The sequence below is a fragment of the Salinisphaera sp. G21_0 genome, from assembly GCF_017744115.1.
In the GTDB taxonomy this organism is placed as follows: Bacteria; Pseudomonadota; Gammaproteobacteria; order Pseudomonadales; family Endozoicomonadaceae; genus Endozoicomonas.
On the sequence record NZ_JAGHQW010000008.1, the window covers coordinates 15,025 to 34,642 of the forward strand.

Annotated in this window: 20 protein-coding genes; 14 read left to right on the forward strand and 6 right to left on the reverse strand. The window is 51.6% G+C overall.

Annotated features, from left to right (window positions below; genetic code table 11):
* Positions 1 to 6 precede the first annotated feature (6 nt).
* The 3 genes from J7439_RS05645 to J7439_RS05655 form a co-directional block, all read right to left on the reverse strand.
* Positions 7 to 489 (reverse strand): hypothetical protein, encoded by a 483-nt coding sequence (locus J7439_RS05645; RefSeq protein ID WP_209200854.1) that lies wholly within the window; start codon positions 487 to 489, stop codon positions 7 to 9.
* Between the two features lie 247 nt (positions 490 to 736).
* Positions 737 to 3,898, reverse strand: a complete 3,162-nt coding sequence (gene rne, locus J7439_RS05650) for a ribonuclease E (RefSeq protein WP_209200855.1) — start codon at positions 3,896 to 3,898, stop codon at positions 737 to 739.
* A gap of 68 nt (positions 3,899 to 3,966) precedes the next feature.
* Complete coding sequence (locus J7439_RS05655) at positions 3,967 to 4,158, reverse strand: hypothetical protein (RefSeq protein WP_209200856.1); 192 nt, start codon at positions 4,156 to 4,158, stop codon at positions 3,967 to 3,969.
* Positions 4,159 to 5,015: 857 nt separating this feature from the next.
* Between J7439_RS05655 and rluC the strand changes: the two genes are divergently transcribed.
* The gene (gene rluC, locus J7439_RS05660; protein WP_209200950.1) at positions 5,016 to 5,960 is read left to right on the forward strand and encodes a 23S rRNA pseudouridine(955/2504/2580) synthase RluC; all 945 of its coding nucleotides are present in this window, start codon (positions 5,016 to 5,018) and stop codon (positions 5,958 to 5,960) included.
* Positions 5,961 to 6,183: 223 nt separating this feature from the next.
* The gene (locus tag J7439_RS05665) at positions 6,184 to 7,170 is read left to right on the forward strand and encodes a S49 family peptidase (protein ID WP_209200857.1); all 987 of its coding nucleotides are present in this window, start codon (positions 6,184 to 6,186) and stop codon (positions 7,168 to 7,170) included.
* A 42-nt stretch (positions 7,171 to 7,212) separates the two neighbouring features.
* On the opposite strand, the gene J7439_RS05670 is transcribed toward J7439_RS05665, so the two are convergent.
* Positions 7,213 to 7,794, reverse strand: coding sequence for a Maf family protein (locus tag J7439_RS05670; RefSeq protein ID WP_209200858.1), 582 nt, complete (start codon positions 7,792 to 7,794; stop codon positions 7,213 to 7,215).
* Positions 7,795 to 8,013: 219 nt separating this feature from the next.
* On the opposite strand from J7439_RS05670, the gene J7439_RS05675 reads away from it, so the two are divergent.
* Genes J7439_RS05675 through plsX form a run of 3 tightly spaced genes read left to right on the forward strand, consistent with a single transcriptional unit; the run spans position 8,014 to position 9,842 of the window.
* Positions 8,014 to 8,583, forward strand: a complete 570-nt coding sequence (locus J7439_RS05675) for a YceD family protein (RefSeq protein ID WP_209200859.1) — start codon at positions 8,014 to 8,016, stop codon at positions 8,581 to 8,583.
* Between the two features lie 33 nt (positions 8,584 to 8,616).
* The gene (gene rpmF / locus J7439_RS05680; protein WP_209200860.1) at positions 8,617 to 8,799 is read left to right on the forward strand and encodes a 50S ribosomal protein L32; all 183 of its coding nucleotides are present in this window, start codon (positions 8,617 to 8,619) and stop codon (positions 8,797 to 8,799) included.
* 8 nt (positions 8,800 to 8,807) lie between these two features.
* Positions 8,808 to 9,842 (forward strand): phosphate acyltransferase PlsX, encoded by a 1,035-nt coding sequence (plsX, locus tag J7439_RS05685; RefSeq protein WP_209200951.1) that lies wholly within the window; start codon positions 8,808 to 8,810, stop codon positions 9,840 to 9,842.
* Positions 9,843 to 9,914: 72 nt separating this feature from the next.
* Here plsX and J7439_RS26345 read toward each other — a convergent pair whose 3' ends face one another.
* A complete protein-coding gene (locus J7439_RS26345; protein ID WP_286198219.1) occupies positions 9,915 to 10,046 on the reverse strand; it encodes a hypothetical protein in 132 nt (43 codons plus the stop codon).
* Between the two features lie 303 nt (positions 10,047 to 10,349).
* Entirely contained in the window at positions 10,350 to 10,985 is a 636-nt protein-coding gene (locus tag J7439_RS05690; RefSeq protein ID WP_209200861.1) for a hypothetical protein, read from the reverse strand.
* 822 nt (positions 10,986 to 11,807) lie between these two features.
* Between J7439_RS05690 and fabD the strand changes: the two genes are divergently transcribed.
* The 9 genes from fabD to J7439_RS05735 all read left to right on the forward strand — a co-directional run bounded on the left by fabD (position 11,808) and on the right by J7439_RS05735 (position 19,579).
* Positions 11,808 to 12,746 carry an ACP S-malonyltransferase gene (fabD, locus tag J7439_RS05695; RefSeq protein WP_209200862.1) on the forward strand — a complete coding sequence of 313 codons (939 nt, stop codon included), beginning with the start codon at positions 11,808 to 11,810 and terminating at the stop codon, positions 12,744 to 12,746.
* Between the two features lie 14 nt (positions 12,747 to 12,760).
* Positions 12,761 to 13,543 carry a 3-oxoacyl-ACP reductase FabG gene (gene fabG / locus J7439_RS05700; RefSeq protein WP_209200863.1) on the forward strand — a complete coding sequence of 261 codons (783 nt, stop codon included), beginning with the start codon at positions 12,761 to 12,763 and terminating at the stop codon, positions 13,541 to 13,543.
* Positions 13,544 to 13,766: 223 nt separating this feature from the next.
* Complete coding sequence (gene acpP / locus J7439_RS05705; RefSeq protein WP_020582918.1) at positions 13,767 to 14,000, forward strand: acyl carrier protein; 234 nt, start codon at positions 13,767 to 13,769, stop codon at positions 13,998 to 14,000.
* A gap of 323 nt (positions 14,001 to 14,323) precedes the next feature.
* Positions 14,324 to 15,565: a beta-ketoacyl-ACP synthase II gene (gene fabF, locus J7439_RS05710; protein WP_209200864.1), complete on the forward strand. Its 1,242-nt coding sequence runs from the start codon at positions 14,324 to 14,326 to the stop codon at positions 15,563 to 15,565.
* Between the two features lie 24 nt (positions 15,566 to 15,589).
* Complete coding sequence (gene pabC, locus J7439_RS05715; protein ID WP_209200865.1) at positions 15,590 to 16,414, forward strand: aminodeoxychorismate lyase; 825 nt, start codon at positions 15,590 to 15,592, stop codon at positions 16,412 to 16,414.
* Positions 16,407 to 17,462, forward strand: a complete 1,056-nt coding sequence (mltG, locus tag J7439_RS05720) for an endolytic transglycosylase MltG (protein WP_209200866.1) — start codon at positions 16,407 to 16,409, stop codon at positions 17,460 to 17,462. The genes pabC and mltG overlap by 8 nt, the downstream gene beginning before the upstream one ends.
* Positions 17,463 to 17,491: 29 nt before the next feature.
* The gene (gene tmk / locus J7439_RS05725) at positions 17,492 to 18,133 is read left to right on the forward strand and encodes a dTMP kinase (protein WP_209200867.1); all 642 of its coding nucleotides are present in this window, start codon (positions 17,492 to 17,494) and stop codon (positions 18,131 to 18,133) included.
* Positions 18,134 to 18,163: 30 nt separating this feature from the next.
* The gene (locus J7439_RS05730; RefSeq protein WP_209200868.1) at positions 18,164 to 19,183 is read left to right on the forward strand and encodes a DNA polymerase III subunit delta'; all 1,020 of its coding nucleotides are present in this window, start codon (positions 18,164 to 18,166) and stop codon (positions 19,181 to 19,183) included.
* A 54-nt stretch (positions 19,184 to 19,237) separates the two neighbouring features.
* A complete protein-coding gene (locus J7439_RS05735) occupies positions 19,238 to 19,579 on the forward strand; it encodes a PilZ domain-containing protein (protein ID WP_209200869.1) in 342 nt (113 codons plus the stop codon).
* The last annotated feature ends 39 nt before the right edge of the window (positions 19,580 to 19,618 follow it).

Sequence of the window (19,618 nt, forward strand, 5' to 3'; positions counted from 1 at the left end):
TATCGTTTAACGGACAGTAATAGTGCCAATTGTTGCTTCTTCGGTAGGAGCCTGATCGACGTACCACCATGTTCCAACGGCCTCCTCGGCCCCGTAAGCCTGGGCGTAACGGAAGCGAATCTGGTAAGTGCCCGGTTCGTTGGGCGCAACGATGTGAAAGTCTACATCTTGCTCGGTGATATCATAGTAATGAGGGTCAAGATATCGACCATCAATTACAATGGCATTGGCAATTGTTGTTTGAGCACCTATGCCGTCAATGCCAACAATAATCTGGACAATGCTGCCTTCTTCCCGCGGCCAGAGCCATTTGTAATGGGCATGGATGCCGACAGTTTCACCGGGTTTAACGTCGGCTTCAGTGCCTTGCCCGTGGATATCTACGTTGCTGAAAGCGATGCCTGAATATTCAACGTCTGAAAATGCAGAGCAGGATAGAATGCACAGTAAACTGGCCATTACCCATTGCTTGAATATGTTGTTTTTCATGAATTTTCCTCTGTTTTGGTTGTTTTAGTTACATGATTTACTCCCTGTTTTGATTTCTAAAATTGATAAAAGTTCCACCAGTGGCGGGTTGCGGCTCTTTTAATTTGCGTGGGAGCGAGTTCGGCAAAGATTTATTGTCCATCGCTATAGCGCAGGGTGATTTATGACTGGAGAGCCTTCTGGTGGTTTTTCAAGGCAAAAAAAAACGGGGTGGAAACCACCCCGTTCAGACCTGTATCAACCTGTATTACAGGTTGCTTTCTTCAGTACGCACTTGCGGAGCTTCCTGGGTTTCGCCTTCTGGCTCGACAGTCAGTTCGATCTGCTGAGTCTGGCGCTTTGCCCTGGGGTCGTTGTGAGCACGGCTGCGACGACGACGCGGCCTTTCAACGGTTTCATCAGCAGTAACTGCTTCAGCTTCGCTGGCTTTAACCTCTGCTGTCTGGTCACGCTCAACTGCTTGTGGTACTTCTGCTGCTTTGCTCTCAGGCGCAAAAGGCTTTGGAGTCGGGGCAGTCTCAGCAGGCTTCTCCTGTTGACTTTCATGAACAACTGCCTGGTCTTCGTCAGACTGATTTAATGCCTGCTTCAGCATCTCTTCAGCTTCATTGGCGGTCATGGTCGGCTTGGGCTCGACAGCCTCTGTTTCAGCATCCGCTACAGCTGGTTTCTCGAAAGCGGGTGGCATGGTTGCAAACGCTGGCTTGTCGAGATTATGGGAAGCGGCAACGGCTTTTGCCATTTCTGTCATCTGAGGGCGAGGGGTTGCCTTCTCCCGCTCAACGGTTGCTGCTTCTGCAGTGGCAACGGGCAGGTCAGCCTGACGTTCTTGAGTGCTGGTCTCAACGGTGGCTTGTTCTGCTTTTTTCAGTTGCGCTTCAGAATCTCCGGCTGTTGCAATCTTAAGCTCAACTGTCGGCTCTTTATCGGCAGAAGGCTGTGCTGGTGAGTCGCTCTTGGCAGGGATTTCAGGTTCGCTGACTTCCTGAGGCGCAGACTGCTGAGCTTCCCTGAGACGGCGAGGGTCATTCTTCACTCTTCTTGAGCGACGAGGTCTCCCTTCTTCCGGTGCTTCAGGGGTGTTGGCAATTGTTTGCTCTTCGACAGGAGCTTTGCTGGTTTCCTCTACCTTATCCATTGGCATGGTCGGAGCCGCAGGAGCTTCCGGGGCAGATGCAGCAGCTTTGCTGCTTTCCAGCTCAGGCTTCTCGATGCTGGCAAACGACTCTTTTTTGTCAGCACGCTTTTCCTGTGGGGCGCTTTCCTGAGTGGCAGTTTCATGAACAGCAGGCGCATTTACTGCCCCTTTAGCGCTTTCAGGCAGCAGTGGCTGTAATTGCGGTTCATTTTGTTGCTGGCGCTGAGACTGTCGGTTGTTGCGACGACGGGGCGCAGAGTTGGGGCGGCGTCGACGATCACCAGAGCCTTGTTCTGGTTCCTGGTCCTGGCGGCGTTCCTGTCTGGGTTCCCGTTGTTCCGCTACTTCCGGTTTGTCACGCTGGCGTCTTTCCTGCCTTTCGAAGCGATTTTCCTGACTGCCGGAGCGGTTGTCTGAGCGTTCCTGCTGACTCTTTTTACGCTCTTTCTGAGGACGGTTGCTGTCCTGTCTGTCGCGGCGCTGGGAATCAGTTCGGGCCTTTTTCCTGTTTTGGCCGACTTGATCACGACGCGCCGGTTGACGTTGCTGGGTGGGTTTGTTCTGGCCAGCGGATTTGTCATCGTCATTTTCAGAGTTGAAGAGGCTGCCGATGGACTTCAGCAGACTGCCAATAAATCCGGGTTTTGATTCAGACGCTTTAATGGCTGGTGCAGGCTGTGCCGGGGCAATATTGCGAACGACAGCTTGTTGTCTGGGCTGGGGCCTGGTGGCTGTGGTCAGCTCTTCCGGGCTGGAGTCTTCGCCCTCCAGGATGATTTCGTAGCTGCTCTCGCGATCCTGAAGATTGTCGTCACGGAGGCGCTGGACATCGTAATGAGGGGTTTCCAGATTGGCATTTGGAATGACGATGATGCGGGCATCATGGCGCTTCTCGATCTTGGCGATCATTTTGCGCTTTTCATTCAACAGAAATGCCGCCACTGGCACGGGAACCTGTGCACGAATTTCGGACGTCTTGTCCTTCATGGCCTCTTCTTCCATCAGGCGCAGAATAGACAGGGCCAGAGACTCAATATCCCGAATCGTGCCCTGGCCTGAGCAGCGAGGGCAGACCACGCCGCTGGTTTCACCCAGTGATGGGCGCAGACGCTGACGGGACATTTCCAGCAGACCAAAGCGGGAGATACGGCTGGTTTGAACGCGGGCACGATCAACCGACAGCGCCTGACGAATACGGTTCTCTACTTCCCGCTGATTCCGGTTGCTGCCCATATCAATGAAGTCGATAACAATCAGGCCGCCAATATCGCGCAGGCGCAGTTGGCGGGCAATTTCATCCGCCGCTTCGAGGTTGGTGTTGAAGGCGGTTTCTTCGATATCGCCACCACGGGTTGCACGGGCAGAGTTGATATCAATGGATACCAGGGCTTCTGTTGGGTCAATAACAATGGAGCCGCCGGATGGCAGTTTGACTTCACGCTGGAAGGCGGTCTCGATCTGGCTTTCAATCTGGAAGCGGTTGAACAGGGGGACGCTGTCTTTATACAGTTTGATCTTGTTCTGGTACTGGGGCATGACCTGTTTAACAAAATCCAGGGCTTCTTGATAAACCGGGGTTTTGTCGATCAGTACTTCACCAACATCCTGGCGCAGATAGTCGCGGATAGCGCGGATAATGACATTGCTTTCCTGGTAGATCAAAAATGGTGCGGAATTTTTATCGGCAGCATCTTTGATGGAGTTCCAGAGCTGCAGGAGATAGTCCAGATCCCACTGAAGGTCTTCTGTTGAACGGCCAAGGCCGGCTGTGCGAACGATGACACCCATCTCGGCCGGGATGTCCAGCTTGCTCATGGCCTCACGAAGTTCAGCACGCTCATCACCTTCAATGCGGCGAGAGATGCCACCGGCCCGTGGGTTGTTGGGCATCAGCACAAGGTAGCGGCCAGCCAGGCTGACCAGTGTGGTCAGGGCGGCACCTTTGTTGCCACGCTCTTCCTTATCTACCTGAACGATAACCTCGGTGCCTTCCTTAATGACATCCTTGATGTTGGGACGACCACCAGTATGGCCGACGAAGTATTCCCGGGAGATCTCTTTTAAGGGCAGGAAGCCGTGTCGCTCTGCACCAAAGTCCACAAACGCGGCTTCCAGGCTGGGCTCAACACGGGTGATTTTTGCTTTATAGATGTTGGCTTTCTTCTGCTCGCGGGCTCCGGATTCAATATCCAGATCGAACAGGCGCTGCCCATCGACGAGTGCAACCCTCAGCTCTTCTTGCTGGGTCGCATTGATCAACATTCTCTTCATAGAGTACCAAATTGCTAATGGCTACCCTGATCAGATGTTGGTGGCGAAAAGTTGTTCGTGACATTCGGTTAATCCAGCGCATTCATTGGTTTGACGGGCAATCCATCGTCTTTCCGGAAGCGCCCGGCCTGCCACCTGACGTATTCGTGGTGGCTGGCAGTGCAACTGGTTTCCTTCAGCTTTTGTACAAACTCTTCGGTGCTACCCGAGTGTACACAGGCCAACAACCGCAGGAGAGCGGTGTGGTCGGTGGTAACCAACTATCAGACTTACAGCCGGGCTTATTCAAGGGTAAGGCTGTAACGATATAGTAATCTGCATCCGTATGTTGACCGGATGCATAGTGGGGAGATGCGTTGATCGGGCGCTTCTGGCTGGTTGTGGATACGTTTGCAGGTATCACTGAGCCTTTCACTAGCATATGACCCGTCCGCTGTTCTTCATCCCTGGTATCGGGAGCGCAACCTCTGTTCTTGGGTGGCACTGTTTATCTATCACGGCAGTGGCCGTGGTCTTTAATCATTCAGTACCATGGCAGGAACTCATGCCCTCAGGGAGGGATGCAACTGGTTCATCTGCCATGATGTCTGCCTGAGCGGCTATTCCCGGAGTTACCTGGCCCGGACTTGTTCATCGGGTAAACGTAACTCCAGTTTATTTTCGGCCCGGTTAGCGGAATTTAAGTGATGCTATCCCTTTCGGGTCATGCTCAGACTTCGTAAATCGAACTGCCTCTTCGGATAGTTACAAGGCAGTGCCACAACTATATCAGTAATCTGTAAGTGCTTCAAATGACACAAAGCTGATAACATTACCTGTACGAAAATCGCGGTAATCCCTGAAAGTCTTTTTATCTCAACCGGTTAAGGTAGAGCTTCCGGGGCTGCAACTTGGCATAAACAAATATGTGGTTAGACGATTGAAACAAGCGCGCAACGTTAATGGTAAAGGCCGTTCCAGTCACAGGAAGGGGGCCCCAAAGTCCGGTAGAACCGGGGGAGTGGTTTCCGGGCGTGGGGCTGAACGGGCTGGCCGAGAGGGTTCAGGCCGACAGGCTCTTCCTCGAAGGTTAAAGGATCAGCCTCCCGGGAATGGGGAGGCCGTTGAAGCTGGTGTTGTGGCCGCAAACGTTAACTTTATTACCATTGATGAGGATGCGGCTGGTCAGCGTGTTGATAATTTTCTGTTGCGGGTTCTTAAAGGGGTGCCCAAGACCAGGGTGTATCGTATCGTTCGCAAGGGTGAGGTGCGGGTTAATAAAAAGCGTGTAACCGCAGATTATCGCCTTGAATTGAACGATGTTGTTCGTATTCCTCCGGTCAGAGTTGCTGAAAGGGAGGCTCCCATAAGGCCCGCTGACAGCGTGATCGCTCAGTTGGAAAAAGCGGTACTTTATGAAGATGATCTGCTGCTGATTATCAACAAGCCGTCCGGGCTTGCTGTGCATGGCGGGAGTGGTCTGTCTTATGGCGTGATTGAAGCGCTTCGCCAGCTACGGCCGGATAACCGCACGCTGGAACTGGTGCATCGCCTGGATCGGGACACCTCGGGTTGTCTGGTGATTGCCAAGCGCCGCAGTATGCTGCGTCATCTGCATAACCAGTTGCAGCAGAAAGAAAAAGTTGAAAAGCTGTATCATGCTCTGGTGGTGGGTAAGTGGCCAGCGAGAAAACAGCTGGTAAATGCGCCGTTGCTGAAGAACGTGCTGCGCTCAGGAGAGCGAATGGTCCGGGTGCATGTGGATGGCAAAAAATCCCGAACGGCGTTTCGGGTGCTGAACCGTTTTCCAAATATGACCCTGGTTGAGGCTTACCCCATCACAGGGCGTACCCATCAGATTCGGGTCCACTGTTTGCACGCGGGGCATCCCATTGCCGGGGATGAAAAATACGGTATGGATTCAGACAATCAGTCCCAGAAGCAGTTTGGTCTTAAGAGGCTGTTCCTGCATGCCGCCAGTATCGAATTTGACCTGCTGGATGGTAAGCGGTTGAAGGTTGAAGCGCCTTTGCCGGACGAGCTGGCTGAGGTGTTGTCAGCTTTGCAAGGGCCGGGAGGCTGACCGAGAATAGACTGCCCTACTGCGGTTGCGATAAATTGGTCTAAAAATTCCTGCTTCTTCGTCAAATAGCCCCGCTATTCTCCTCAGAAGCAGAAATTTTTATCCTCAATTTTCTGCCATCCTCGCTACGGGCGCTATTCTCGGACAGCCTCCTGGATGTCGGATCGAAGAATTGATAAATATGCATTGATCGTTTTTGAGTGAACCTGTTTAAGGGGTGATTATGCAAGACAAGTGGCGGGAGTCCTCGTCTGAGGCGCAGGATAGTCTGGACAGTAATCGAGCCTGGGATCTGGTGGATACCCTGGCCAAAGGCGCGCTGCTGGAGCAGCAACGTTCCCGGCGATGGGGTATATTTTTTAAACTGCTGACCTTTGGCTGGTTGTTTTTCTCTGTTGCCGTCATTTATAACGCGACCAATATCAATGATGCAGTGATCAGTGATGGCTCCAGTGAGCATACGGCGCTGGTGGAGATTGATGGCCAGATTGGTGGTGGCGATGTGAATGCAGATGTCGTGGTGTCGGGATTACGCTCAGCCTTTGAGGATCCGGGCACTAAAGCTGTTATTTTGAGAATTAACAGTCCGGGTGGTAGCCCTGTCCAATCTGGCTACATCTATGATGAAATTCTCAGGCTGCGTGAACTGCATAAGGATACGCCTCTTTATGCGGTCATTATGGATATCGGTGCGTCTGGCGGCTACTACATTGCCGCTGCCGCTGATGAAATTTACGCTGACAAGGCAAGTCTGGTGGGGTCTATCGGCGTTATTTCCTCTGGTTTTGGTTTTGTCGGGGCGATGGAGAAGCTGGGGGTTACCCGCAGAACCTATACCTCCGGTGAAAATAAGGCATTCCTTGATCCATTCCAGTCCGTGGACCGTGAAGCTGCTGTTGAATGGCAAGCGTCGCTGGATACTATTCATCAGCAGTTTATTGATGCGGTCAAAACCGGGCGGGGTGATCGACTGGCGGATCGGTCGGATATCTTTTCAGGCATGGTCTGGTCTGGTGAGCAGGCCAAAATACTGGGTCTGATTGATGGTCTGGGCAGTGCCGGTTATGTGGCCCGTGAAGTTGTGGGGGAAGAGGATATTGTTGATTACACCTTCCGCCTTTCACCGTTGGAAAAATTTGCCCGGGATTTCGGGGCTGGTGTCAGCGCCACCCTGGTGGAAGCCCTGGGTGATGGTTTTCAGTTAATGTGATTTGATCACCGGGTCTGCTGTGCAAGACCCGGTGTATCTAGCCTATCTGCCCAAAGGGTAAACCCCTTCATTCATCAGCATGGTGGTCAGGGTGATCAGTGGCAGTCCAGCCAGACTGTCAGGATCATCGCCAGCCATTTTCTCGAACAGGGTTATGCCCAGTCCTTCACATTTAAAGCTGCCAGCGCAGTCCAGCGGACTCTCTGCATCTATATAGGTAGCAATCTGCGTGCTGGACAGTGTTCGGAACCAGACGGTGTAGTCCACACAGGTCAGCTGATGCTCTGCTTTGGCCGTGTTCAGCAGGCAAAGTCCGGTGTGGAAAACCACCTGTCTGCCGCTGCAGCGGGAAAGCTGTTGAATGGCTTGTTCCCGGGTTCCGGGTTTGCCCATAATTCTATTGTCCAGTGCGGCGGTTTGGTCGGAGGCAATAATCAGGGTGTCCGGATGCTGGTCGGCCAGTATCAGGGCTTTTTCCCGGGAAAGCCTGATTGCCAGCTCCCTGGCGCTCTCTGTGGGTTCAGGGGTTTCGTCAATGTCCGGTGAGGCCTGGCTGAAGGTCAGGTTGAGTCGTTCAAGCAGGCTTTTTCGATAGGGTGAGCCTGAGGCTAGCAATATATTCATCGTTTTATGATGTGCAGGTAGTGCGGGCAAAGGTTCGGATAGTCGAGCACAGTATGCATGGTTACGAATTTTTGTAAAACACGCCTGCGCCATCCGGCAGCAGGTTGTGAAAAATACAGTCTTCAGGCATGTTATTCATGAAATAGTTGAAATTCTGATAAACCTCATCCGAAAAGGATGTTTGACAGCAAAGGGGCATCGCCCTATGATTGCGCGCTTATGTTATCAGGCCAATTACCAAAAACCATTGATCCGCGGAAACTCGCGCGTCAGGGGTTACAGTTTGAAGGTTCGCTGGCGCTTAAACAGTTTGATCGACTGGTGGCCAGTCTCGCTGACGATCAGGGCGAGGTGAAGGTCTTTCTTCATTTCTACATGAGCGAAGATCACCGAGTGGTTCTTGAGGGGCATGTTGAGGCGAATCTTAAAATGATTTGTCAGCGCTGCCTTGATGTAGCAGAACTTCCCGTGCGTTCAGACCTCAACCTGATGGGTGTATTGACCGATGAGCAGGCCCGGTCCCTGCCAGAGGGTTATGAACCCCTGATGCTCCAGGAGGAGTCGATGGAGTTAGTGCCCCTGCTGGAGGAAGAGCTTCTGTTGAGCCTTCCAATCGTGGCTTATCATCCGCCTGAAGCCTGCCAGGTTCAGCAGAACTTTACTACTGAATCTGATGAAGAGGCTGAGGCTTCCGCTGCCCGGGCAGAGGAAGAGAAAAAGCGTCGTAACCCGTTCAGTGTTCTGGCTAGTCTGAAAGCTGATCCGGATAAAAGTACCGAACCCAAATAGAGTTCCAGGCAAAGAATTTAGGAGAGTTGACACATGGCTGTTCAGCAAAACCGTAAAACCCGTTCCAAGCGTGACATGCGCCGTTCCCACGACAGTCTGACTACTTCTCAGCTGTCTGTTGATGCGACTTCCGGCGAAACTCATCGTCGTCATCACATGACCGCTGACGGCTTCTACCGTGGCCGCAAAGTGCTTGAAGGTAAAGTCGGCGAGTGAGTCGTTGCATGCCAGGACGGTCAGCAGCTCCAGGAAGGAGAATAGCGCTTGATATTATGAGCGGGGACGAAAGTCCCCGTTCTCGTATCCGGGCTGCCCTCCGAGCCCTGGATGCTTATCCGGATCTTCATCTTTCCCTGGTGGGTGATCAGCAACTGATTACCGGTCATCTCTCTTCTATTGCTTTCGATCAGTCCCGTCTTACGGTTATTCATGCTGGAAAGACCATCGGTATGGATGAAAAACCCTCTTTTGCCCTGAGATCCAAAGAAGACAGTTCCATGTGGGTTGCCCTTGAGCAGGTGGCTGGTGGCCGTGCGGCTGCCTGCGTCAGTTCGGGGAATACGGGTGCCCTGATGGCCATGGGGCGATTTGCCCTGAAGACCTTTGTGGGTATTGACCGTCCTGCCATTGCGGGGGCTATTCCCTGTGCCGGTGGCAGTGTTCTGCTGCTGGATATGGGGGCTAATGTTGACTGCTCAGCCAACAGTCTTTACCAGTTTGCTGTGATGGGGTCTTTGCTGGCCGCTACTGTCAGAGGTATCACTTCTCCAAGGGTAGGGTTGCTGAACGTCGGCACTGAGGATATCAAAGGGAATGAACAGGTAAAGCTGGCAAATCGGCTATTGAAGGACGATGGTCGTCTGAACTACATCGGCTATATCGAAGGGAATGATGTGTTTGCCGGTGGCGCGGATGTGGTGGTCTGCGACGGTTTTGTTGGCAATATTGCCCTGAAAACCGGAGAGGGGGTTGCCGGTTTAATTAGTGACAGCCTGGTTGCCGCTTTTCAGCAGACGCTTTGGCGTCGGTTTCTCTCTCTGCTGATTGCGCCGGTCATGCGTAAAATCTATAAAAGCATTGATCCGGTAGTATACAACGGTGCCAGTTTTCTCGGGCTGCAGGGGATTGTGGTCAAAAGTCACGGTCACTCCGATGAAGAAGGTTTTTTCCGGGCTATTGGCGAGGCCGTCAGGGAAGTGGATAGCGATGTTCCCGGGCGGTTGGCAGAAGAGATAGAATTAATGCTGGGAGGGGGGTAAGGGTATCGTTCAGTGATACCCCGCACGGATTAACAAGCGAGGGAGGGCGGTAACTCCCATCCCACAGATATTTCACTCAATAAATTCTTTGTACTCCTGCTTTAGCATTTCCATGCCCACAGCCTTCCAACTGTCGTCGGTGATCTTCCCCTTTAATGCGTACAGGCTAACCCGTGCTACCTGGTTGATCAGCTCATTTTTCAACTCAGGATCAATAGGTGCATGGTCAAATACCCGGGAGAACTGCTTGGCAACAAATGACTTGATCGTTGAGTAACTACTGATGATGCTGGCAATCCGTTCGTGCTGGTATTTAAGTTGCCAAGCAAAGATTATTGCGGCTGTCCTGCTTAACTTACGGCTAAGGCTCTACCGCTAATAATGATCAATGACAACTCTAAACCAGAAACTGTACGGGATTTGCAGGTAATGGTATCAATAATATTTTGTGTTAATTATTCTGTGTTTATAATCATTTTTGGTTCTTTTTTGTTTTGGAAAGTTTAATCAGGTTGACTGCTGATCTGGATTTTTTCCGTTGCCTGGCACAGGGGGATTATCTTTGCCATGAAGAGCAGACATCAAGCAATCTAACAATTGATCTTCTGTTAATTCTCTCGAATTTGGATGATGAGCCATAGCCTGATAAAACTGATCAAACAAGTAACGTTCTTCAGGATACTTTTCCTTACAATCAAGTTCTATCGCCTTATCAATTGCTCTTTTTGCGGAACCATCACCATGATAATGATCGTAAGATTGAGTATTCAGATTATTTCCAGTGATATTTATTTTTAGCAGTTTATTATCAAGATGATCAAACGACAATGGTAGATTTTTGCTTTGGGCATTTTGTATGTGTTGTTCAGCAATTTTAATGTCCATCTCCGGGGGTAATCTCATCGCCATCAATATTGCAGGATTTTTTATCTTGGTAAATGCAACCCCTTCTCCTTTCGCATTATCCCATAAACACTTTAGTACCAATGGTTTGCTGAGTTTTGAAATACTGACTTGATGCTGACCAAAAAATGCAGAAACGCCTTGACAACCATTAGTTGATGACTTCTGCGCAGCAGAAAGAACATGTGATTTCACGGGGATATTAGAAGCACGGGAAAAAGCTGAGTTGACAGGGTACATGGTTATAATCCTTTTTTTAGTCCGAATATTTTATGAAAGAAGATAAAGTACTATCCAATTGACTGAAATAATTGGATCGGCTAAAAAACGCTTCGGAAGAAGCAGGCCAGAAGTTGCAACGCCCGAAACTATGCAAGCATAGCTTAGTTTTTACCCTTCAAATGAAAAAAATATTCGGGCAGATTTCAACGGTGCAGAGCTGTCGTCTTATTTTGGAACTCTGCCTCTGCGCGAAACCATCCGGTAAACCGGCCTCATTGACGGGATGACTGATGCCATTAACGACAGAAATCATCTATCCTGCATTGACCATACAATGAAAGCGTATTTGGGGGGGCGCATAAGTAGTTAACCAAATGTAATCATATTTTCTGACTAAGTGAACAGTCGCTCCAGGCAATTGCTCCTGCATCCATGCAGTCGTGTAGCATCGCAACTCCGGTCACACAGCTACGGCTATGCTCTCTGCGGTGTGCCTTGCGTAGTGACTGCCCACGTGGTCAGAAATATACGGTTACAATTGGCCAACTGCTTAATCCAACCGAATCGAAGGGGTATAGACGGTTAATCACAGAGTTTGTTTGCTGCCAGGCAGGAAAGAATATGAATCATTTTTCGGTTCTTTTTTGTTATTGGAAACATAAATTTACTTACCTTGTTGTCTATTTTTCCTATAATTGCCCCGGTTTTTTACTGGGAAGCGTATCTGGTTTCCGGGATGACTGCATTAACTGGCGTAGTTGTACCGGGAGGTTCGCTTCGTATTCAATTGAATTTCAGGCCTCTCGGTAACAAGAGAGCTAAGCGAAAGAGCGGGTTGCAATGACGGATAAGCTTGCTTTTGTCTTTCCAGGACAAGGGTCCCAACAGGTTGGCATGATCGCTGACTATCTTTCAGAGCCAGTGGTGCAGGCAACGTTTGCTGAAGCCGCCGGGGTGCTTGGTTTTGATCTCCTGAATATGGTTTCTGAAGGGCCTGCTGAGGCGTTAAATCAGACGGAGAATACCCAGCCTGCATTGCTGGTATCCAGTGTGGCTCTCTGGCGTCTCTGGTGTGAGCGTCAGGGTGAGGCACCGTCGATGATGGCCGGGCATAGCCTGGGTGAGTATTCGGCCCTGGTGTGTGCCGGTGCGATGAATTTTACGGATGCCGTCAGCCTGGTTCGCCTGCGTGGACTGTTCATGCAGGAGGCGGTTGCCTCCGGTGCAGGAGCCATGGCTGCTATTATTGGCCTTGATGATGCTGATGTGGTTGCTGCCTGTGAGAAGGCGGCAGGTGATGAAGTGGTCGAGGCGGTCAATTTCAATGCTCCCGGTCAGGTGGTGATTGCCGGTCAGGTTGCCGCAGTTAAACGTGCCATTGAGTGTGCAAAAGAAGCGGGTGCCAAGAGGGCGATTGAGCTGCCAGTCAGTGTTCCTTCCCATTGTGCCTTGATGAAGCCTGCTGCAGAGCGCCTCCAGAAAGCGTTGGACGGTATTGAGTTGATTGAGCCGGTGATTCCGGTGGTGCAGAATGTTTCTGCTAATGTCTGTTCTGATCCGGCTCAGCTTAAGGCGAACCTGGTTGCCCAGCTGTACAGTCCGGTACGCTGGGTTGAGTCTGTGGAAACCATGATGGCCGCTGGTGTTGGCCGGTTTGCTGAATGTGGCCCCGGTAAAGTACTGGCTGGACTGAATAAACGTATTGCGCGACGTGCGCCCATTGCTACGCTGGAGTCTGCTGACGCTATGGCTCAGATGCTGGCAGAAGCTAACCAATAAGGAACAGGCGGGAAATGACTGCTGAAAGAGAGCTGGAACGGCCTATTGCAGGAGATGGTCTGAATGGGAAGGTTGCCCTGGTTACCGGTGCCAGTCGTGGTATTGGCAAAGCCATAGCGCTTGCCCTGGGGAAGGCCGGAGCCATCGTGATTGGCACGGCAACGTCTGAGTCCGGTGCGGCGGCCATTACTGACGCTTTGCAGGCGGAGGGTATTCAAGGTCAGGGCATGGCACTGAACGTAACCTCAGCGGAAGAATGTCAGGCAGTGCTCAAGGCGGTCAGCGCAGAATATGGCGCACCGTTGATTCTGATCAACAATGCCGGCATTACCCGTGATAATATCCTGATGCGCATGAAGGAGGATGAGTGGGATGACGTTATTGATACTAATCTCAGTTCCATCTTCCGGATGAGTAAGGCTGTCCTGCGTGGTATGACTAAAGCACGCTGGGGGCGGATAGTGAATATCAGTTCTGTTGTTGGTTCCATGGGTAACCAGGGGCAGGCAAATTACGCGGCAGCCAAGGCCGGTATCGAAGGTTTCACCCGGGCGATGGCCCGTGAAGTCGGCTCAAGAAGCATTACCGTGAACACCGTTGCTCCGGGCTTTATCGAAACCGATATGACCAGGGCGCTGCCTGAAGAGCAGCAGTCCTCCCTGCTTGGCCAGATTCCCCTGGCCCGGTTGGGTCAGCCGGAAGAAATTGCCGCTGCTGTTGCTTTTCTGGTCAGTGAGCCTGCCGGGTATATCACTGGTGAGACCTTGCATGTCAATGGCGGCATGTACATGAATTAATCCTCCTTTGCCTGAACCTTTAGTGCTTTGGCAGTAGTGAGCAGGGCGAGGCAAACCCTGTTCTAATGGGTTGGGTTTTGGGGTTTTGTTAAATCTGTTGTCAATTTGCGTGGATAGTCACTGGTTTTCCATGAACTGGCTTGAAATTCCCATAATTGACCATATAAACTAGTTCACCTGTAGCCTCAGGCTGCACCGAATATCGATAGGAGCACAACAAGGTATGAGCACCATTGAAGAGCGCGTTAAGAAGATTGTTTGCGAACAGCTTGGCGTGAAGGAAGACGAAGTCACTAACAGTGCGTCATTCGTAGAGGATCTTGGCGCGGACTCTCTGGACACTGTTGAGTTGGTGATGGCGTTGGAAGAGGAATTCGAAACCGAGATTCCTGATGAAGAGGCTGAGAAAATCACCACTGTTCAGGAAGCAATTGACTACGTTGTTGCACACTCCTGATTCTGCCTTGATTTGCACAACTGTATCTTTGTGACACGCTTTTTCGATACTGATTCTTTAGCGAAAGTATCTACAAAAAGTGTGTCACTCGAAAGCCGCATGACGATGGTCTGCGGCTTTTGTTGTTTATGGCAGTCTGCTGGCTATCGCTGTAAAAGCTGGCTGCATGATGACGATTATCATCGTGTTGTTGTCGTTTTTTCATAGTCAGGCTGCTGTGGCGATGCTTTGATGTGAATGACGGTTCATTAAATCTGTACGACAGGTCAGCAGGAGAGTCAGTCTTGTCGGAAGAAAAAAATACAGAATGGTTATCGCAGCGAATGCGTAGAAGGGTTGTTGTAACAGGCATGGGGGCAATAACCCCGGTGGGCAATAATGTCCATGACAGCTGGTCTGCTCTGTTGGCGGGACGCAGTGGTATTGAGGCGATCTCCCACCTTGATACGGAAGGTTTCAGTGTGTCTATCTGTGGCGCGGTCAAAGGTTTTGATCCTGACGGTGTTATCGATAAGAAAGATGCCCGTAAAATGGATGTCTTTATTCAGTACGGTGTGGCTGCTGCTGCCGAGGCCATGGCTGACTCCGGTCTGGTGATTGATGATCACCGTGCGCACCGATATGGTGTGGCGATCGGCTCGGGTATTGGTGGTTTGACGTCTATTGAGCAGAACCACTCCACGTTGCTGAACAGCGGCCCCCGTCGAATATCCCCATTTTTTATTCCCGCTGCCATCGTCAATATGGCGGCGGGCTGGGTTTCCATGAAATACAATCTTCAGGGACCCAACTTTGCCACCTCTACAGCCTGCGCTACCGGCAGCCATGCCATTGCCCTTGCCGCGAGAACCATTGCTTATGGTGATGCCGATCTGATGGTGGCTGGTGGTGCCGAAAAAGGTTCGTCAGCGCTGGGCATGACCGGTTTTGCTGCGGCCCGTGCGCTTTCTACCCGTAACCATGAGCCTGAAAAAGCCAGCCGCCCGTGGGATGCGGATCGTGACGGTTTTGTCCTGGGCGATGGTGCCGGTATTCTGGTACTGGAAGAGTACGAGCATGCGGTTAAACGTGGTGCCAGGATATACGCTGAGCTCAGTGGTGTTGGCATGAGTGGTGATGCCTGGCATATGACGTCACCGCCAGAAGATGGTCGTGGTGCTGCGCGTGCCATGATTTCAGCTCTTGAAGATGCCGGTCTGGTACCTGAAAATGTGTCGTATATTAATGCCCACGGCACGTCCACACCGGCAGGGGATGTGGCTGAAACACGGGCGATTCATAAGGTGTTTGGTACCCACGCCGCGCGTCTGGCGGTCAGTTCAACCAAATCCATGACCGGCCATTTGCTGGGGGCTGCCGGGGCTGTGGAAGCGGTATTCAGTATCAAATCCCTGGTTGAAGGTGTGATTCCCCCGACCATCAACCTGGATCAGCCCGGCGAAGGCTGTGATCTTGATTATGTGCCGCACCATGCCAGAAAAATGCAGATGGATCATGTGCTCACCAACTCTTTTGGCTTTGGTGGTACCAATGTAACCCTGGCATTTTCCAAATTAGACAGATAGGGCCGGTTAAAGAGGGGGTTCCGGGTGAGTGAGTATCCAGTCTGGGTGAATGGAGTGCCTGAAAGTTTCCTGCCGGTTTCAGACCGTGGGCTGGCCTACGGGGATGGCTTATTTGAAACGGTTCGGGTTGCCGGTGGTAAGCCAACGCTGGCTGACTATCATTGGCGTCGCCTGCAACGTTCTTGCCAGCAGCTGGGTATTGCCGTGGATATTGAGCGATTGCTTGAAGAGGTGGATGCCTTTCTGTTGGATAACCGGGCCTTTGACGGTGTGCTGAAGGTTATGATCACCCGGGGCAGCGGTGGACGCGGCTATAATCCTGAGGGTTGTCTCTCTGTGCGTCGGATTCTGTCACTCCACCCGCTACCGTCAAGGTCCCGTGATCCCGGAGTGCATGGCGCACGGGTAAAGCTCTGTCAGATGCGTCTTGGGCGAAGTGCCCTGGCAGGGCTGAAGCATCTGAATCGTCTTGAGCAGGTGCTGGCCAGAAGTGAATGGCAGGGCGATGCTTACGACGAAGGTCTGCTGTGTGATTTTGAGGGCAACCTGGTTGAAGGCACCATGAGTAATCTGTTTATTGTGACTCATGAAGGTGACCTGGTGACTCCGGATCTGTCATTCCATGGTGTGGCCGGGGTTTGTCGCGAGTTTATCATTGAGTTTGCCCGTCATCGTGGGATGACGGTTAAAGAGCAGTCCGTACCCCGGGGTCTGGATGTTGCAGAAATCTTTCTCTGTAACAGTGTCAACGGTGTCTGGCCTGTGATTGAATACGAAGGAAGGGAGTGGGGGATTGGTCCCCTGACTAGCCAAATTCGAGATTGTGTACTGGAAGAATTCAATGCTTAGGAAGTTGCTGCTGACACTGTTCGGTGGTTTGCTGTTGGCTCTGTTGCTGGTCATAGCGGGTCTTGCAGCTGGCTGGTATGGTCTGCGCTGGTATGGTGATCAGCAGGTTCCGGTGACCAGTGATGCCGGGTTTGTCATTGTTGCGGGTGACTCGCTGGGGCGTGTGGTGCAGCGGCTGGCGGCAGACCGGCTGATTCAATATCCTGATATGTTTAAGGTCTTTGCCAGGGTTAAGGGGGTTGCTGCTGACCTTCATGCCGGGGAATACCTGATTGCTCCCGGTACCACCTATCGGCAGCTGTTGCAGAAGTTTGTTACTGGCGATGTCCGTTACTTCAGTGCGACCCTGGTGGAAGGCTGGACATTAAAAGAGTTGCTCATAGACTTGAACAGCCACCCGAAGCTGACCGCTCCGGTAGAGCAGAAAAATCTGACAGAGGTGATGGGGGCGTTGCTAAGGGATGTACCGCAGACCGATAACCTGGAAGGGATGTTCTATGCGGATACCTACAGCTTTGAAGCAGGGACGCCGGTGGCGTCAATTCTGCAAAGAGCCCATCAAAGACTGCAATCCGTCCTTGCGAATGAGTGGGATCAAAAGGCCGAAAACCTGCCGTATAAATCCCCCTATGAAGCCTTGATTATGGCGTCGATTATTGAGAAAGAAACAGGTGTGCCATCAGAGCGGCCTGATATTGCCGGTGTCTTTATCCGACGTCTGGAAAAAAGGATGCGACTTCAGACCGATCCGACCGTTATTTATGGTATGGGTGATCGTTATCAGGGTGAATTGAATCGTCGCATGCTGAGGGAGCGAACCGCCTATAACACTTATGTTATTCATGGTCTGCCCCCAACCCCGATAGCGACGGTTGGGCGCGAGGCCATTCAGGCAGCACTGAATCCGTCCGATGGGGAAACGCTTTATTTTGTTGCCCGTGGCGATGGTACTCACCACTTTTCCAAAACACTGGCGGAACACAATCGGGCCGTAAGGAAGTATCAGATTACGGAACGGCGGAAAGATTATCGTTCTACGGTGCAATAGAAACACTGGTTATTGATGAAATTGAGAGATTGATGGGTTTTTTTCTGACGATTGAAGGCTGTGAAGGTGCCGGTAAAACCACCGCCAAAGGGGTTGTTCTGCAATGGTTAAAGGCTAATGGTCATGATGTTGTAGAAACCCGGGAGCCCGGTGGCACACCATTGGCTGAACAGCTGAGAAACCTGGTGCTTGTTGAGCACGAGGAGACGGTGACGGATACTACCGAACTGCTGATGGTCTTTGCGGCACGCAGCCAGAATCTCAGTCAGCGTGTTGAGCCGGCACTGGCTGAGGGCAAGGTGGTGGTTTGTGACCGGTTTACCGATGCAACTTATGCCTATCAGGGTGGCGGTCGTGGTATCGATGAGCAGCGTATCGCGGTGCTGGAGCAGCTGGTACAGGGGGATCGCAGGCCCGATATGACGTTGCTTCTGGATATTGAGCCGGAACTTGGCCTGGCAAGGGCGAAAGGTCGGGCTATTGAGCAGGGTGGGGCTCTGGATCGGATTGAGCAGGAAGCGATCGAGTTCTTTCACCGCGTTCGCAATGTCTATCTGGAAAGGGCTGAGCGTTTTCCCAATCAGTACGTTGTTATTGATGGCAGTCAGCCGATTCCAGAGGTTGAAACACACATCATCAAGGCTTTGCAGCGTCGGCTTGGGAGTCAATAGCTCCACGGCCAAGGATAAAGGTTGGATTAATTGAGTTCTGAATCAACTGATATGGTGAGTAACTTCTTGTCAAAGCCGTTACCCTGGCACGGGGCTCAGTGGCAACCACTGGTTCAGCGAATGCAGGCAGGCCTGCTTTCCCATGCCCTGTTGTTGAAGGGGGTGCCCGGGGTGGGTAAAGGTTATTTTGCCAGGGCTCTGGCCACTCGTGTGCTTTGTCATCAAAACAGTGGCGAGTACGCTTGTGGTCATTGTAAGAGCTGTGAGCTGGTCAAGGCGGGAACTCATCCTGATCTGCTGGTGGTTCAGCCTGAGTCGACAGGCAAGCCAATCAAGATTGACCAGATTCGTCAGGTCAATGAGTTTGCCCGTAAAACCGCCCAGCAGGGGGGGCGCAGGGTAATCATTATTAATCCGGCGGAAGCGATGAATGTTAATGCCGCCAATGCATTGCTGAAAAGTCTGGAAGAGCCCGGTGGTGATACCCTCTTTATTCTGGTCAGTGCCCGCTCCGGAGATATGTTGCCGACCATCCGCAGCCGTTGTCAGATGGTTTCTTTTACTGTGCCGGATATTGCGCAGGCAAAAGCCTGGTTATCGGATCATATTGCCGATCCTCTGGTGGTGGATCAGTTGTTGAGCCTTTCATCAGGTTCACCCATGATCGCCAGGGCAATGTTTGATCATGATACGCTGGCAGTTCGAGGACGTTTGTTCAATGCTATGCCCGAACTGTTTCGGGGGAATCTTACCCCCGTAGAGATGGCGAAAGAGTGGCATACGGGTAACCTGGTTGAACTGCTGGCCTGGATGGGCAGCTGGCTGGATGATGCTGTAAAACTGAAACTGGCGGCCGATGAAAGCTGTGTTCGGAATCGTGATTTGATGAGAATGCTGGACTATATGGCTAAAAAAGTGGAAGCGGCTGATCTGCTGGTATTGCGCGATAAAATCATGCTGCAGCGACAGCAGTTGCTTGAGGGCGCTAACCTGAACAGTCAGATGTTGATGGAAGGGGTGTTCAGCGATTATCTTGAGCTGGTGATATAAATCGGGTTCCTAACAGGTTGAATTTGAATTCAGGAAAAAAAGGAGAGGGTTGTCATGGGGAAAGGGATGCAGGGACTGATGTCTCTAACCATACGGGACACGGCATCACTCTATGAAGCGTATATGCCGTTTATCAGTGGCGGCGGGCTGTTTGTGCCAACCCACAAACATTACAACCTCGGGGATGACGTGTTTATTCGTCTGACGTTGATGGATGAGCCGGAGAAGATTCCTGTGCCGGGGAAGGTGGTTTGGGTTACGCCGATGGGGGCCCAGGGTGGCCGACAGGCAGGGATCGGTGTTCAATTTAATGATCCGACTGACAGTGTCCGCAGTAAAATTGAGAAGCACATTGCCGGTGCCTTGTCTTCAGACCGCCATACCAACACAATTTGAGCGGTCTTACGCAGGCGGCTTATATGATCCGCCCCGTTT

Coding starts and splice junctions, on each gene's coding strand:
- mltG (WP_209200866.1), top strand. CDS start 16,407: ATGCTTAGGAAGTTGCTGCTGACACTGTTCGGTGGTTTGCTGTTGGCT.
- J7439_RS05675 (WP_209200859.1), top strand. CDS start 8,014: ATGTTATCAGGCCAATTACCAAAAACCATTGATCCGCGGAAACTCGCG.
- J7439_RS05735 (WP_209200869.1), top strand. CDS start 19,238: ATGGGGAAAGGGATGCAGGGACTGATGTCTCTAACCATACGGGACACG.
- fabD (WP_209200862.1), top strand. CDS start 11,808: ATGACGGATAAGCTTGCTTTTGTCTTTCCAGGACAAGGGTCCCAACAG.
- acpP (WP_020582918.1), top strand. CDS start 13,767: ATGAGCACCATTGAAGAGCGCGTTAAGAAGATTGTTTGCGAACAGCTT.
- J7439_RS05665 (WP_209200857.1), top strand. CDS start 6,184: ATGCAAGACAAGTGGCGGGAGTCCTCGTCTGAGGCGCAGGATAGTCTG.
- fabG (WP_209200863.1), top strand. CDS start 12,761: ATGACTGCTGAAAGAGAGCTGGAACGGCCTATTGCAGGAGATGGTCTG.
- fabF (WP_209200864.1), top strand. CDS start 14,324: ATGCGTAGAAGGGTTGTTGTAACAGGCATGGGGGCAATAACCCCGGTG.
- rne (WP_209200855.1), bottom strand. CDS start 3,898: ATGAAGAGAATGTTGATCAATGCGACCCAGCAAGAAGAGCTGAGGGTT.
- plsX (WP_209200951.1), top strand. CDS start 8,808: ATGCCAGGACGGTCAGCAGCTCCAGGAAGGAGAATAGCGCTTGATATT.
- J7439_RS05645 (WP_209200854.1), bottom strand. CDS start 489: ATGAAAAACAACATATTCAAGCAATGGGTAATGGCCAGTTTACTGTGC.
- J7439_RS05690 (WP_209200861.1), bottom strand. CDS start 10,985: ATGTACCCTGTCAACTCAGCTTTTTCCCGTGCTTCTAATATCCCCGTG.
- J7439_RS05670 (WP_209200858.1), bottom strand. CDS start 7,794: ATGAATATATTGCTAGCCTCAGGCTCACCCTATCGAAAAAGCCTGCTT.
- rpmF (WP_209200860.1), top strand. CDS start 8,617: ATGGCTGTTCAGCAAAACCGTAAAACCCGTTCCAAGCGTGACATGCGC.